Annotated in this window: 13 protein-coding genes; 5 read left to right on the plus strand and 8 right to left on the minus strand. The window is 60.4% G+C overall.

The window, feature by feature from the left end; genetic code table 11:
• Positions 1-8 precede the first annotated feature (8 nt).
• Both QZ196_RS02475 and ptsP read left to right on the plus strand, forming a co-directional pair.
• Positions 9-1,247 (plus strand): aspartate kinase, encoded by a 1,239-nt coding sequence (locus tag QZ196_RS02475; RefSeq protein WP_296423538.1) that lies wholly within the window; start codon positions 9-11, stop codon positions 1,245-1,247.
• A 34-nt stretch (positions 1,248-1,281) separates the two neighbouring features.
• The gene (gene ptsP / locus QZ196_RS02480; protein ID WP_296423540.1) at positions 1,282-3,525 is read left to right on the plus strand and encodes a phosphoenolpyruvate--protein phosphotransferase; all 2,244 of its coding nucleotides are present in this window, start codon (positions 1,282-1,284) and stop codon (positions 3,523-3,525) included.
• Here ptsP and QZ196_RS02485 read toward each other — a convergent pair.
• Both QZ196_RS02485 and QZ196_RS02490 read right to left on the minus strand, forming a co-directional pair.
• Positions 3,522-4,319, minus strand: coding sequence for an EcsC family protein (locus tag QZ196_RS02485; RefSeq protein WP_296423541.1), 798 nt, complete (start codon positions 4,317-4,319; stop codon positions 3,522-3,524). The two genes, ptsP and QZ196_RS02485, sit on opposite strands and share 4 nt — an antisense overlap.
• Before the next feature lie 16 nt (positions 4,320-4,335).
• Positions 4,336-4,851, minus strand: a complete 516-nt coding sequence (locus QZ196_RS02490; RefSeq protein ID WP_296423543.1) for an N-acetyltransferase — start codon at positions 4,849-4,851, stop codon at positions 4,336-4,338.
• Positions 4,852-4,920: 69 nt separating this feature from the next.
• Here QZ196_RS02490 and QZ196_RS02495 point away from each other — a divergent pair, with 69 nt between their 5' ends.
• Positions 4,921-5,529 carry a flavin reductase family protein gene (locus tag QZ196_RS02495; RefSeq protein ID WP_296423546.1) on the plus strand — a complete coding sequence of 203 codons (609 nt, stop codon included), beginning with the start codon at positions 4,921-4,923 and terminating at the stop codon, positions 5,527-5,529.
• Here QZ196_RS02495 and QZ196_RS02500 read toward each other — a convergent pair.
• Complete coding sequence (locus QZ196_RS02500) at positions 5,526-5,774, minus strand: peptidase (protein ID WP_296423548.1); 249 nt, start codon at positions 5,772-5,774, stop codon at positions 5,526-5,528. The two genes, QZ196_RS02495 and QZ196_RS02500, sit on opposite strands and share 4 nt — an antisense overlap.
• A gap of 85 nt (positions 5,775-5,859) precedes the next feature.
• Positions 5,860-7,209: a SulP family inorganic anion transporter gene (locus QZ196_RS02505; protein ID WP_296423549.1), complete on the minus strand. Its 1,350-nt coding sequence runs from the start codon at positions 7,207-7,209 to the stop codon at positions 5,860-5,862.
• 91 nt (positions 7,210-7,300) lie between these two features.
• Here QZ196_RS02505 and QZ196_RS02510 point away from each other — a divergent pair, with 91 nt between their 5' ends.
• Together QZ196_RS02510 and QZ196_RS02515 are read left to right on the plus strand one after the other, a co-directional pair.
• Positions 7,301-8,167 carry an S-methyl-5'-thioadenosine phosphorylase gene (locus tag QZ196_RS02510; protein WP_296423552.1) on the plus strand — a complete coding sequence of 289 codons (867 nt, stop codon included), beginning with the start codon at positions 7,301-7,303 and terminating at the stop codon, positions 8,165-8,167.
• A gap of 17 nt (positions 8,168-8,184) precedes the next feature.
• Positions 8,185-8,715 carry an adenine phosphoribosyltransferase gene (locus QZ196_RS02515; RefSeq protein ID WP_296423554.1) on the plus strand — a complete coding sequence of 177 codons (531 nt, stop codon included), beginning with the start codon at positions 8,185-8,187 and terminating at the stop codon, positions 8,713-8,715.
• A 270-nt stretch (positions 8,716-8,985) separates the two neighbouring features.
• Here QZ196_RS02515 and QZ196_RS02520 read toward each other — a convergent pair whose 3' ends face one another.
• The 4 genes from QZ196_RS02520 to thrC form a co-directional block, all read right to left on the minus strand.
• Positions 8,986-10,398, minus strand: coding sequence for an FAD-binding oxidoreductase (locus QZ196_RS02520; RefSeq protein ID WP_296423556.1), 1,413 nt, complete (start codon positions 10,396-10,398; stop codon positions 8,986-8,988).
• A 69-nt stretch (positions 10,399-10,467) separates the two neighbouring features.
• Entirely contained in the window at positions 10,468-11,052 is a 585-nt protein-coding gene (locus QZ196_RS02525) for a GNAT family protein (RefSeq protein ID WP_296423559.1), read from the minus strand.
• Positions 11,052-12,320: a pitrilysin family protein gene (locus QZ196_RS02530; protein WP_296423561.1), complete on the minus strand. Its 1,269-nt coding sequence runs from the start codon at positions 12,318-12,320 to the stop codon at positions 11,052-11,054. Before QZ196_RS02530 ends, QZ196_RS02525 begins: the two co-directional genes overlap by 1 nt.
• Positions 12,317-13,702 carry a threonine synthase gene (gene thrC / locus QZ196_RS02535; RefSeq protein ID WP_296423563.1) on the minus strand — a complete coding sequence of 462 codons (1,386 nt, stop codon included), beginning with the start codon at positions 13,700-13,702 and terminating at the stop codon, positions 12,317-12,319. The genes QZ196_RS02530 and thrC overlap by 4 nt, the downstream gene beginning before the upstream one ends.

Genomic DNA, 13,702 nt, shown 5'->3' on the forward strand with positions numbered 1-13,702 from the left:
GAATGCCCATGCCGACGCTTGTGATGAAATTTGGTGGCACTTCTGTTGCCAATCTTGACCGGATCGCACGCGCGGCCAAACGCGTCGCGTTCGAGGTCGCCAATGGCTACGACGTGATCGTGATCGTGTCGGCGATGTCGGGCAAAACCAACGAATTAGTCGGCTGGGTCAATGAAACCTCGCCGCTTTATGATGCGCGCGAATATGATGCGATCGTGTCGTCGGGCGAAAATGTCACCGCCGGTTTGATGGCGCTGCGGCTGCAGGAAATGGAAATCCCCGCGCGCAGCTGGCAGGGCTGGCAAGTGCCCGTCATCACCACATCCGCCCATTCCAACGCCCGTATCGAAGAGATTCCCACCGACAACATCAACGCAAAATTTGGCGAAGGCATGCGCGTCGCCGTTGTTGCCGGCTTTCAGGGCATCAGCCCCGAAGGGCGTACGACCACGCTTGGCCGTGGCGGCTCTGACACGACTGCCGTCGCCTTTGCCGCCGCCTTCGGGGCCGAGCGGTGCGATATTTATACCGATGTCGACGGCGTCTATACCACGGACCCCCGCATCACCAAAAAGGCCCGCAAACTCGACAAGATCGCGTTTGAGGAAATGTTGGAACTGGCGTCTCTTGGGGCTAAAGTCCTGCAAACCCGCTCTGTCGAACTCGCCATGCGCTACAAGGTGCGGCTGCGGGTGCTGTCATCATTCGAAGAACCATCAGACACCGCAGGCACCCTGGTCTGCGATGAGGAGGAAATTATGGAATCCAACGTCGTTGCCGGTGTCGCCTATTCCCGCGATGAGGCGAAAATGACCCTGATCTCGGTCGCCGACCGCCCCGGCATCGCCGCCGCGATCTTTGGGCCGCTGTCAGACGCGGGCGTCAACGTCGATATGATCGTGCAGAACATATCCGAAGAAGGGCGCACCGATATGACCTTCTCGTGCCCCACCGATCAGGTGCTGCGGGCCGCCAAATCCATGGAAGACGCCAAAGCGTCCGGCACGATCAATTTCCACGATCTTGTCACCGATGACGGGGTCGCCAAAGTATCCGTCGTGGGGATCGGCATGCGCAGTCACACCGGCGTTGCCGCCAAAATGTTCAAAGTCCTGTCGAACGAAGGTGTGAACATCAAAGTCATTACAACCTCAGAGATAAAAATTTCCGTGCTGATTGATCGAAAATACATGGAACTTGCCGTGCAAGCCCTGCATGATGCCTTCGAATTGGAAAAAGCGGGCTGATCGGCACAGCGATCAGCATGCATTAAGGAAACCTATGCCTGATCGGACGGAAACAGAAAGCCGCAAGCTGCTTGGTCGGCTTCGCGAAGCCCTTGCATCTGATAACGAAGGTCAGGCGCGGCTGGACGAGGTGGTCAAGCTGATCGCGGATTCGATGGAGACCGAGGTGTGCTCGATCTACCTGTTCCGCGACCCCGAAACCCTCGAGCTTTGCGCGACCCAAGGCCTGCAAGCCGAAGCCGTCCACCAGACCCGGATGCGTCTTGGCGAAGGTCTGGTCGGTTTGACCGCCCGCACCCGGACCGTGGTGAACACGGCCGATGCACCGGCCGCCAAAGGGTTCCGCTATATGCCCGAAACCGGCGAGGAACGCTATTCGTCCTTCTGCGGTATTCCGATCCAGCGGTTGGGCGATGCGCTTGGCGTGCTGGTCGTGCAATCAAAGGCCGCGCGGCAATTCACCCCGGACGAGGTATATGCGCTCGAAATCGTCGCGATGGTCATTGCCGAAATGACCGAACTGGGCGCCTTTGTCGGCGAAGGGGCCGCGCTGTCTGCGCACCACCAGCAGCCGGTGCTGTTTCGCGGCTCGGTCGCGCAGGAAGGCGTCAGCGAAGGGCAGGTTTTCCTGCATGAACCACGCGTCGTGGTGACCAACCCGATCTCGGATGATCCCGATACCGAACTGGCCCGCCTGCGCGACGCGGTCGAAACCCTGCGCAGCTCCGTTGACAGCATGCTGTCCGGTGCCCGCTCTGTCGATGCCGACCAAATTCAGGTCCTCGAGGCGTATCGCATGTTCGCCAATTCCAGCAGTTGGATCAAACGCATGCAGGCCGACGTGGCCAACGGCCTGTCCGCCGAAGCGGCCGTCGAAAAGGAACAGTCGCTGGCCCGCTCACGTCTGTCCAAATCGGCCGACCCATACCTGCGCGAACGCCTGCACGACCTTGATGACCTGTCCAACCGCCTGTTGCGCATCCTGACTGGCCAAGGTGCCGCAGCGCGCGCCGACATGCCCGACAACCCGATCCTCGTCGCCCGCAACATCGGCCCCGGAGAGTTGTTGGAATACGGCAAAAGGCTCAAAGGGATCGTCCTCGAAGAAGGCTCGGTTGGCAGCCACGCAACCATCGTGGCCCGCGCGTGGGCGATCCCGCTTGTGATTAACGCCAAAGGGATCACCCGCGAGGCGCTGAACGGCGACACCATCTTGATCGACGGGGAACAGGGCATCGCGCATCTGCGCCCCGACGATACCGTGCATGCCGCCTTTCAAGACAAGATCGCCATGCAGACGCGTGCCCAAGAACGCTATGCCTCGATCCGCGACCAGCCCGCACAGGCCAAATGCGGCACGGTGATCTCGCTTCAGATGAACGCCGGGCTCATGGCCGATCTCCCGTCACTTCACGGCTCCGGCGCCGAAGGTGTCGGCCTGTTCCGCACCGAACTGCAGTTTTTGATCCGCAATCAAATGCCGCGACGCGGCGAACTCTCGGCGCTTTATTCGCGGGTCCTGACTGCGGCTGACGGCAAACGCGTTGCCTTTCGCACCCTCGACATCGGGTCGGACAAGGTCCTGCCCTACATGAAACCCAACGATGAACCCAACCCGGCGATGGGCTGGCGGGCGATCCGGGTCGGGTTGGACAAACCCGGCGTGCTGCGGATGCAGTTGCAGGCGCTTTTGCGGGCCGCCAATGGCGGGCCGCTGACGGTGATGTTCCCCTTTATCACGCAGATAAACGAATTCCGCGCCGCCAAAGCGGAAATGGGCAAAGCCATTGACCGCGAAACCAAACTGGGCCACGCGCTGCCTTCCAAGCTTGAAATCGGGGCCATGCTGGAAACACCGTCGCTGGCCTTTGCGCCGGATGCGTTCTTTGAAGAGGTCGATTTCATTTCGATTGGCGGCAATGATCTCAAACAGTTCTTTTTTGCCGCCGACCGCGAGAACGAACGCGTGCGCAAACGCTACGACACGCTCGACATCAGCTTTTTGTCGTTCCTTGAACAGGTCATCGCGCGCTGCAATGCGACTGGCACCCCGCTCTCGTTCTGCGGCGAAGACGCGGGCCGCCCGGTCGAGGCACTGTGCTTTGCCGCCTTGGGCCTGCGGACCCTCTCGATGTGTCCGGCCTCGGTTGGACCCGTCAAACATCTACTACGGCGGGTTGACCTGAACGAAGTCAAGACGGTGATGGACGACGCCATCGCAAAGGGTGACCAATCCGTGCGCCGCGCCGTGGCCGATTGGCTGGTCTATCAGGTCTAGGCGCGGCCAACCGACACCAAAACCCGGTGAAATTCGTCCGTGACGGCGGTTTCGCCATGGGCGCGGGCGATTTGGCGCAACCCGAAATGCACATGCGCGATCGTGACATAGTAATTCACAAAGGCATAATTCGTACCCGCCCCCGCGACCGCCCCCAAAATAGGCACCGTCTGCGCCGCCAGCTTTTGCGACAGCACAGCCGCAAAGCGCGGCGCGATCTTTCGGATCAGCCCATTCACAGCAGCGCCGGAAAGGCTCAACCTTGCTCCGATAAACGACGTATCCACCCCGTCATCATCCGCGCCCGGTCCACCGGCACCAAAGACCGCAAGGCAGGCCATCCGCGTCTCCTCCGACGTCGGATCTTCGCCGTATCCGACCGCGACATGATGCACTGCGCGGAAAATAACCGTGGTTGTGACCGGCAGTTCGGCAATCGCGGTCGGCAAACCACCAAGCCCACCCAACGCCCCCGACAAGGTGCCGATCACCTTGTGCAGCCCGTCGGACCCGATCTTTTCGCCGATACCGCCACGCGATTTACTGGCCAGTTCGTAACTCTGCCGCAAGGCACTGCGGGCCACGTCATCCATCTGTGCCCGCACGGACTTGGGCAGCAGCTTCAGCCCATCTTCGACCTGCGCACCAACAAAGGTGATCGCCCTCATCAACGTGCCGTTCGCCTTGCGCTGCCGGGCCGCAATCGCCGCAATCTGCGCGCGCGCTTCGTCGGTCAGCGGGGCTGGCGGATTGATGGGGTTGATCTCTTTCATCACAATGTCTGGATCGCTCATGGGATCAAGATGGGGGTCACGCGATAGAAATACAATCATCCGCCTTGCGCACCACACCCCGGACACGATCCCACGCATTATCCTTGAGCGGCAAGCCCAGCACCCGGTCAGGGTTCGTGGGCGGCGGCATCACGACACCGGGCAACCGATCAAAGCCAAAGCGGCGATAATACGGCAAATCCCCCACCAACAGCATCCGGGACCAGCCCGCGTAATATGCCGTGTCAATCGCCTTGTGCATCAACAGCGCGGCAACCCCCTCGCCCTGACGGGTCGGATGCACCGCGACCGGCCCCAGCAGAACCGCGACCGCATCCCCCACATGCACCGACCAACACCGGACCACGCCAGCCAAAACGCCATCGGGGTCGCGCGCGGTCCAACACAGATCGGCCACCGGCGCCACCCCGTCGCGCAGCCGATACGATGACAACGCCGTGCGCCCCGGCGCAAAGCACAAATCATAAAGAGCCTCGACCTCCCACCAGTCATCGGGGGTTTCCGGGGTCAGCTGAACCGATAGTCTCTGCATATGTCTTTCATCTGGCCAAGGGCGTTTATGCACGTTACCCCTTGGGAAACCTGACGAAAAGAGAGCATCATGTTCTACGAGCCCAAAAACGGCCACGGCCTGCCACATAATCCCTTCAATGCGGTGATTTCCCCACGTCCCATCGGCTGGATCGCGACCCGCGGCAGCGATGGACACGACAATCTGGCGCCCTATTCATTCTTTAACGCCGTGGCCTATGTGCCGCCGCAGGTCATGTTCGCCTCGACCAGCGCGAAACCCGACCGCGACAATACCAAGGATTCGGTCGCCAACATCCGTGACACCGGCGTTTTTGCAGTGAACGTCGTCGCCTACGCCATGCGCGATGCGATGAACCAAACCTCGGGTCCGTGGGATCGCGAAACCGATGAATTCACCCTTGCCGGGATCGAAAAGGCAGAATGTGAAACCATCTCCTGCCCGCGTGTGGCCAATTCCCCGGCGACGCTGGAATGCAAACTGACCCAGATACTGCAACTGCCCGGCGAGGCGAATTTCGCGGTCTTCGGCGAAGTCACTGGCGTGCATCTGCGCGATGATTGCCTTGTTGACGGCAAATTCGACGTCACCACATTCAACCCGCTCACCCGTCTTGGCTATCACGATTATTCAGTCATCCGCGAGGTGTTCAGCCTCAACCGGCCCGGCGAAACCTAGCCCGCGACGACAAAATACCGCGCTATTCCGTACACATAAAGCACGGCAAACAGCATGTTGATGTATTTCAATTGCGGCTCGCGGCGCAGCCATCCGCAATACATCCAGATGATGCAAAACGGCAGGCTCAACATCATTGCGCCCAGTTGCCAACCCTGAACCACGCAAATCGTACTGGCAACACCCAGCACCACCGCGGTCCACTTCATTTGCTGCTCGTAGGCGGCAAAACGCATCAGAAACATTGCATGAAAACTTTGGGTAATGTCCGCAGTGAACCCTGCGTGTGACGCTACCATTCTACAGCAGTTCCACGGCTGACACAACGGCCTAGTGGCCGCCGATAATGCCCGTCTTTACACCAGAATCAACGGCCAGCGCGTAATCGGGATCATCGTCGCTATCGACCATCAGATGTCCGGCCTTGGCCAAAAGCTGATGACAGTCATGGCTCAGATGGCGCAGCTGAATACGCTTGCCTGTCTCTTCATACTTCAGCGCCACCGCCTCTATCTGAAACAGCTCTGAAAATCCATCCGCAGAGCCAAAGAACAAAGGTCCCTGAATTTGATAGACCTTCGCCCCCTCGGGCGTCTGATACGTCCTTGCATGAATACGGGTCGCATTGTTCCACGCATAGGCCAGCGCCGATACGATCACCCCCACGACCACCGCCGTCGCAAGGTCGGTGGCAACGGTCACAATCGTCACCAAAATGGTCACGAACGCATCGGTCCGTGGCACCTTGCGCAGGATCGTCAGTGAATTCCACGCGAACGTGCCGATCACGACCATGAACATCACACCGACCAATGCGGCCAGCGGGATCTGCTCGATCAAACTGCGGGCAAACAGAATAAACGCCAACAAGAACAACGACGCTGCAACGCCCGCAATCCGGGTGCGACCGCCCGATTTGACGTTGATCATCGACTGGCCGATCATCGCGCACCCGCCCATGCCACCAAAGAACCCGGTCACGGTATTGGCAGCACCCTGCGCGATACATTCCTGACTGGCCCCGCCACGCTTACCGGTCATCTCGCCCACGAGGTTCACGGTCAACAGGCTCTCGATCAGGCCAATCGCAGCAAGAATAAACGCATAGGGCAGAATAATTTCAAACGTCTCCCAGGTCAGCGGAACAAGCGGGACATGGAACGCCGGCAACCCGCCCTCAATACTGGCAAGGTCACCGACCAATGGCACATCCAACCCAAAACCAATCGCAATTGCCGCAACAATCCCGATACCCGCCAAAGGTGCCGGCACCACCGACGTAATCCGCGGCATGACCCAGATAATCGCCATGGTCAGCGCGACCAGCCCCAGCATCAATGCAAGCGGCCCCCCCGACAGCCATTGCCCGTTCGCCATGCCATGCCCGGCACTTTGCGCCGATCCCGGCACCTGAAACTGCCCAAGCTGCGCCAGAAAGATCACGATCGCCAGACCGTTCACAAACCCAAGCATCACCGGATGCGGCACCAGCCGAATGAACTTGCCCCAGCGCATCACGCCCACCACGGTCTGCATCAGCCCCATCAGGACGACCGTTGCGAACAGGTATTCGACCCCATGTACGGCAACAAGGCTGACCATCACGACCGCCAATGCGCCCGCCGCCCCGGAAATCATCCCCGGACGCCCCCCGAAAAGCGCGGTGATCAGCCCCGCCAACCGATGTTGCCGCAGCGGCCCGTACCGAAGGCTTCACATTCCGTTCATTACACGCCAATGTTGCCGCAAATTGGTGAACAACAGGTGTGCCATGCAAACAAAAATCGGAATAATCGGCGGCTCCGGTATCTATGACATGGACGGGTTGCAGGACGCCGCATGGGTGACCCCGGACAGCCCCTGGGGCACCCCCTCTGACGCGATCCTGACGGGGACACTGAATGGTGTGGCGATGGCCTTTTTGCCGCGCCACGGACGCGGGCACGTCCATGCGCCATCCACTGTGCCATATCGCGCCAATATCGACGCCCTCAAACGGCTGGGCGTGACCGATATCATCAGCCTCAGCGCCTGCGGATCGTTCCGCGAAGATCGCGCGCCGGGCGATTTCGTCCTTGTGGACCAGTTCATCGACCGGACATTCGCGCGCGAAAAATCATACTTCGGGACCGGCTGCGTGGCCCATGTCAGTGTGGCACACCCGACCTGCGACCGTGTGTCCGACGCGTGCGAAAAAGCCGGGCGCGATGCCGGGATCACGATCCACCGTGGCGGCACGTACCTTGCCATGGAAGGCCCGCAGTTTTCATCCGTGGCCGAAAGCAAACTGTACCGCGCGTGGGGTTGCGACGTGATCGGCATGACCAACATGCCCGAGGCAAAACTCGCCCGCGAGGCCGAGATTTGCTATGCCTCAGTCGCCATGATCACCGATTACGACAGTTGGCACCCTGACCACGGGGCCGTTGACATCAGCGACATCATCGCGACCCTGCACGGCAATGGCACCAAAGCCCGTGACTTGATCGCGCGATTGCCGGCGCTGCTCGGGGCAGATCGCGCGCCCTGCCCGCATGGGTGTGACCGGGCCTTGGAACACGCAATCATGACGGCCCCAGACAAACGCGACCCTGTGCTTACCCGAAAACTCGACGCCATCGCTGGCCGCGTTCTTTAATTGTCAGAAAGCCGAACATGAAAACTGTCCAAGACTACATCCGCACGATCCCCGACTTCCCGCACAAAGGGATCATGTTTCGCGACGTGACGACCCTGTTCAGCGATGTCCGTGGCTTTCGAATCGCCATTGATCAGCTTTTGCACCCCTACGCCGGCCAGCCTATCGACAAAGTCATCGGGCTCGAAGCGCGCGGCTTTATTCTGGGCGGTGCCATCGCCCACCAGCTCTCGGTCGGCTTTGTCCCGATCCGTAAAAAGGGCAAGCTTCCCGGCAAGACCATCGAACAAGACTACAAGCTGGAATACGGCGAAGCCATATTGGAATTGCACGACGACGCCCTGCAAGCCGGCGAAAAGGTTCTGCTTGTCGATGACCTGCTGGCAACGGGCGGTACCGCCGAAGCCGGTATCAAACTGATCGAACGGCTGGGTGCCGAAGTCATCGGTTGCGCGTTCGTCATCGACCTGCCCGATCTTGGCGGGCGCAAAAAGCTGGAAAGCCTAGGCATGAATGTCCACACACTCTGCGCTTTTGCGGGCACCTGACCCTTCGGGGAGAGTATTTTGACGACATAAGAAACACAAAGTTGCACCCAATGCCGCTGTCCGGTCCAGACCAACCCGTTTCTGGGGTTCGACATTGGGTGACTTCTCATGTCGCGGTCATCGGCTCTCCAGCCTGTACCGCGCGACAAGCTTGACAGACTTTGGTTAACAATTTCTTATGTCGGGCAAGTACTCCCGCCGGAGGCTCCGCCGGCCCGCAAAGCTGCAATGCCGCAAATGAATGTCATGCGCAGCAGGCGCTCATTTTGGTCAGGCCTGGCGCAGCACCGCACCCGGGTTCATAATACCGAGCGGATCAAGTGCTGTCTTGATTGCCCGCAACATGGCAAGCTTCGCAGGATCGGCATAACGCTCCAAGTCATCGACCTTCAGACGCCCGATACCATGCTCTGCGCTGACCGATCCCCCCATGGACGCGACCAGATCATGCAGGGCTGTCTTGATCAGTGGCCGCTGTGTTTCGTAGTCAGCGCGACTGCGGCCCGACGCGGGGAAGATGTTATAGTGCAAATTCCCATCCCCCAGATGCCCAAAGCAGTTGATGCGAAAGGCGCCGATCTGGGCAACTGCCCGCTGCCCCTGCGTGACAAAGTCGGGCACAGCGCTGAGCGGCACCGAAATATCATGCGAACTGACCGAACCAATACGCCGGTTCGCCTCGGGGATACTCTCGCGGATGCGCCAGAACGCCTGCCGCTGCGCGTGACTTTGGGCAATAACGCCGTCCGTGACCAAACCGTTTTCAAAAGCCGCCGCAAACAAATCTTCCAGCGCCGCATCAGGTGCCAATCCCGCTGGCAACCCCACGTCAATCAAGACGCACCATTCCGGCACCACCTCAAAGGGCTGCTTCACCTCTGGCCCCACCTCGGCCAGAAAATCAAAGCCCTGCCTGTGCATCAATTCAAACGCCGACACGCCGTCACCAATCCGTTCTCGGGCCAGCGCCAGCAACTCCAGCGCGGCCGCTGGCGATGGCACCGCCATCAACGCCGCGCCCACACCCGCCGGACGCGGCGCCAGTTTCAACGCGGCGGCCGTGATCACCCCCAACGTGCCTTCCGCGCCAATCATCAGATTGCGCAGATCATAGCCCGTGTTGTCTTTGCGCAGGCGCGTCAGCCCATGCCAGATCGCGCCGTCGGGCCGCACCACCTCAAGCCCCAGACATTGGGCGCGGGCATTGCCATAGCGCAAGACATTGACACCCCCCGCGTTGGTCGCCAAAAGCCCGCCAATCCGCGCCGACCCTTCAGAGGCCAGCGATAGCGGAAACAGCCGCCCCACATCCATGGCTGCCTTTTGGACATCGGCCAAAATCACACCCGCATCGCAGACCATCACATTTTCCAGCGGATAGACCGCGCGCACCCGGTTCATGCGTTCCAGCGACAATATCACCGGCCTAGGGCCATCCGGCATCAACTGCCCCCCGACCAGACCCGTCCCCCCGCCATAGGGCACCACGGCAACACGGGCACCCGCACAGGCCTTGACCACGACCGCCACTTCCTCGGTGCTGGCAGGCGCCACGACAAACCCGTGACCGGCCCAACGGCCGCGCGGTTCAGTCAAATAACCGGCGCTGTCGGCCTTGAACGCCGCATCCGGCAAAAGCGCCCGTAGCGTCGCTTCAAAGGCGGGTGTCACAGGGTTCAGCATGATCACGTTCCTCTTGGGTCAATGGGATATATGGCCCGGCAACGGTCAAAGGCCAGCCAGAACAAAGCTCTACCCGATATCCGTCTTACCGCGGCGATCATGGCGCAGATTGGCGTAAAGCACGTGGTTCCGCCACCGCCCATTGATCTGCAGATAACTTTGCGCGACACCTTCATACTTGTAGCCGCATTGTTCCAGTAGCCGCCGTGACGGGGCATTTTCGGGCAGGCATCCGGCCTCGATCCGGCTGATATCCAACGTCGTAAACGCATGATGCACCACTGCGGCAATCGCTTCGCGCATGTAGCCTTGCCGCGCAAAGGGCGCCCCGATCCAATACCCGGTGGTGCCCGCCTGCGCCGGACCGCGCCGGATATTGTCCAATGTGATCGCGCCCAGCAGCATGTCATCGGCGCGGCGCACCAAAAACAGCGGCATCGCCGTGCCATTGGCAATGGACCGCTGAGCCCAATATACCCGGTTGGTAAAGGCCTTGCGCGACAAATGGTCCGCAGCCCAGGTCGGCTCCCAGGGTATGAGAAATTCCGCGCTGGCTTGGCGCAGCGCGGTCCAGGCGCGGAAATCCCCATGCATCGGTGGGCGCAGGGTCAGTCGTTCGGTCTCAACTCGGACCTTGCGCTTGACCCCCAGCATCAGGCGACAAGCCGCGCTTTCAGCGCCTCCAACGTCGGCGCGGCATCGGCGGGGCCATAAAGCGCCATGGCCGTGCCCGCCTGTTCCGCCATCTGTGTTGCAAAAGCTTTGACATCACCCGCCGTGACCGCGTCAATCTGCGCAATCGTCTCGTCAATGGCGGGGATGCGTCCCCAGATCGCCAAACGACGTGCCAGCCATTCGGCCCGGTCCGACGGACCCTCCAGACCCATCAGCAGGCTCGCTTTCATCTGGGCGCGTGCGCGCGCAACTTCGGGCGCGCTCATATCATCGGCGGCGCGCTTGATCTCGTCGATGGTCAGATTGGCCAGCTCTGTAATCTGCTCTGCGCTGGTGCCTGCGTAAATCGTCGTGATGCCGGTGTCATCATAAGGTGCGGCTTGGGCAAACACCGTATAGCACAGCCCGCGTTTTTCGCGCACTTCCTGAAACAGGCGCGACGACATGCCACCGCCCATCGCGCTGATATAGACCTGCGCGGTATACATCGCCGGATCATCATAGCGCGGTCCCTCGAACGCCAGCGCGAAATGCACCTGCTCCAGCGCCTTGGTCTCGCGCCGCTCACCGCCGCGAAAGATCGCGGGTTGCAGCAATTCAGGTGGCCGCATGATCGGTGACAAATGACCAAACAGCGCCTCGGCCTGACGGACAATCACGTCGTGATCAACCGCACCAGCCGCCGCAAGGATCATCTGGCCGGGGCCGTAATGTTCGCCGACAAACCCCTGCAGGTCCTCGCGCGAAAACGCGCTGACCCGCTCGTTTGGACCCAAAATCGTGCGCCCAAACGGCTGATCAGGATAGGCCACTTCTTGCAGCCAGTCGAAAATAATATCGTCGGGCGTATCCAGAGCCTGTCCGATTTCCTGCAAGATCACCCCGCGCTCGACCTCGATCTCGGCGGAGTCAAACAGCGGGTTCAGCAAAATATCCGCGATGACGTCCAGTCCCAGCGCCACATCATCTTCCAGAACGCGGGCGTAATAGGCGGTTGTCTCGCGGCTGGTATAGGCATTGATATAACCGCCCACATCCTCGATCGCTTCTGCGATTTGCAGGGCGGATCGGGTCTTGGTCCCCTTGAACGCCATATGTTCAAGGAAATGCGCGATGCCGTTCTGCTCCATCCTTTCATGCCGCCCACCGGCCTGAATCCAGATGCCGATACTGGTGGATTTCAGCCCGGGCATATTTTCGGTGACAACCCGAAACCCGTTGGACAGCGTATGAAGTTCAATCGTCAATGTGTAATCCGTTCCCTGATCACCGCCTGCAAAGCGGCCAGATCACCCGCAACCCGGGTGACGCGTTCTGGCCGGTCATACAGGTCCGCCATGCGCGGGGGAAGAGGTGCCGCAACGCCGGACGCCGCTTTGACAGCGTCAGGAAACTTGGCCGGATGCGCGGTGGCCAGTGTGACCATGGGCGTCGTGCCCAAATGCGCCTCGGCCACATGGACACCGACCGCCGTATGCGGGCACAGCAATTCGCCGTGCCGGACCAAATAGGTCTTGATCGCGGCATGGGTCTCTTCTTCGGACGCGCAACCCGATTTGAAGGTGTCCTTCAACATCTGATATGCACCTTGGCTGATGGCAAAGCCACCTTTCGCCAGATCCGCCATCTGCGCCGCGACGATCGCGCCGTCACGCCCGTAGGCGTCAAACAACGCCCGCTCAAAATTCGAACTGACCTGAATGTCCATCGACGGGCTGATGGTCGGCGTCACGCCCTGCTTGGTATAGGCGCCGGTTTCCAGCGTGCGGTGCAAAATGTCATTGCGGTTGGTTGCCACGACCAGCTCTGCAATCGGCAGGCCCATCCGCTTGGCGATATAGCCTGCAAAGATGTCACCGAAATTGCCCGTCGGCACGGTAAAGCTGACCTTGCGATGCGGCGCGCCAAGGCTGACCGCGGCGGTGAAATAATACACGACCTGCGCCAGCACGCGCCCCCAGTTGATCGAATTCACGCCTGCCAACCGCACCTCTTCGCGAAAGGCAAAGTCGTTGAACATGTCTTTGACGGCGGCCTGACAATCATCAAAATCCCCATCGACCGCCAGCGCATGCACGTTGGATTCGGTCGGCGTCGTCATCTGGCGGCGCTGCACTTCGGACACCCGGCCATGGGGGTACAGAATAAACACATCCACCGCTTTCAAGCCCCGAAACGCCTCGATCGCGGCCGACCCGGTATCGCCCGACGTGGCACCCACGATCGTCACCCGGTCACCCGAGCGCGACAAAGCGGCCTGAAACATCTGGCCGATCAGCTGCATCGCGAAATCCTTGAACGCCAGCGTCGGCCCGTGGAACAGCTCAAGCAGGAAATGATTGGCGTCCAGTTGCACCAGCGGCGCGCGCGCGGCATGTCCGAAACCGGCATAGGCCTTGGCGATCAGGCCGCGAAACTCTGCATCGGTAAATGTATCGCCAATGAACGGGCGCATCACGTCAAACGCCACCTCTTCGTATGATTTTCCCGCCATTGCCGCAATTTCTGCATGGCTCAGCGTTGGCACCGTTTCGGGCACGTAAAGACCACCATCACGCGCCAGCCCCGTCAGCATCGCCTCTTCGAATGTCAAAACCGGCGCAGTGCCACGGGTCGAAATATAGCGCAT

The sequence above is a fragment of the Yoonia sp. genome, from assembly GCF_017854565.1.
Taxonomy (GTDB): domain Bacteria; phylum Pseudomonadota; class Alphaproteobacteria; order Rhodobacterales; family Rhodobacteraceae; genus Yoonia.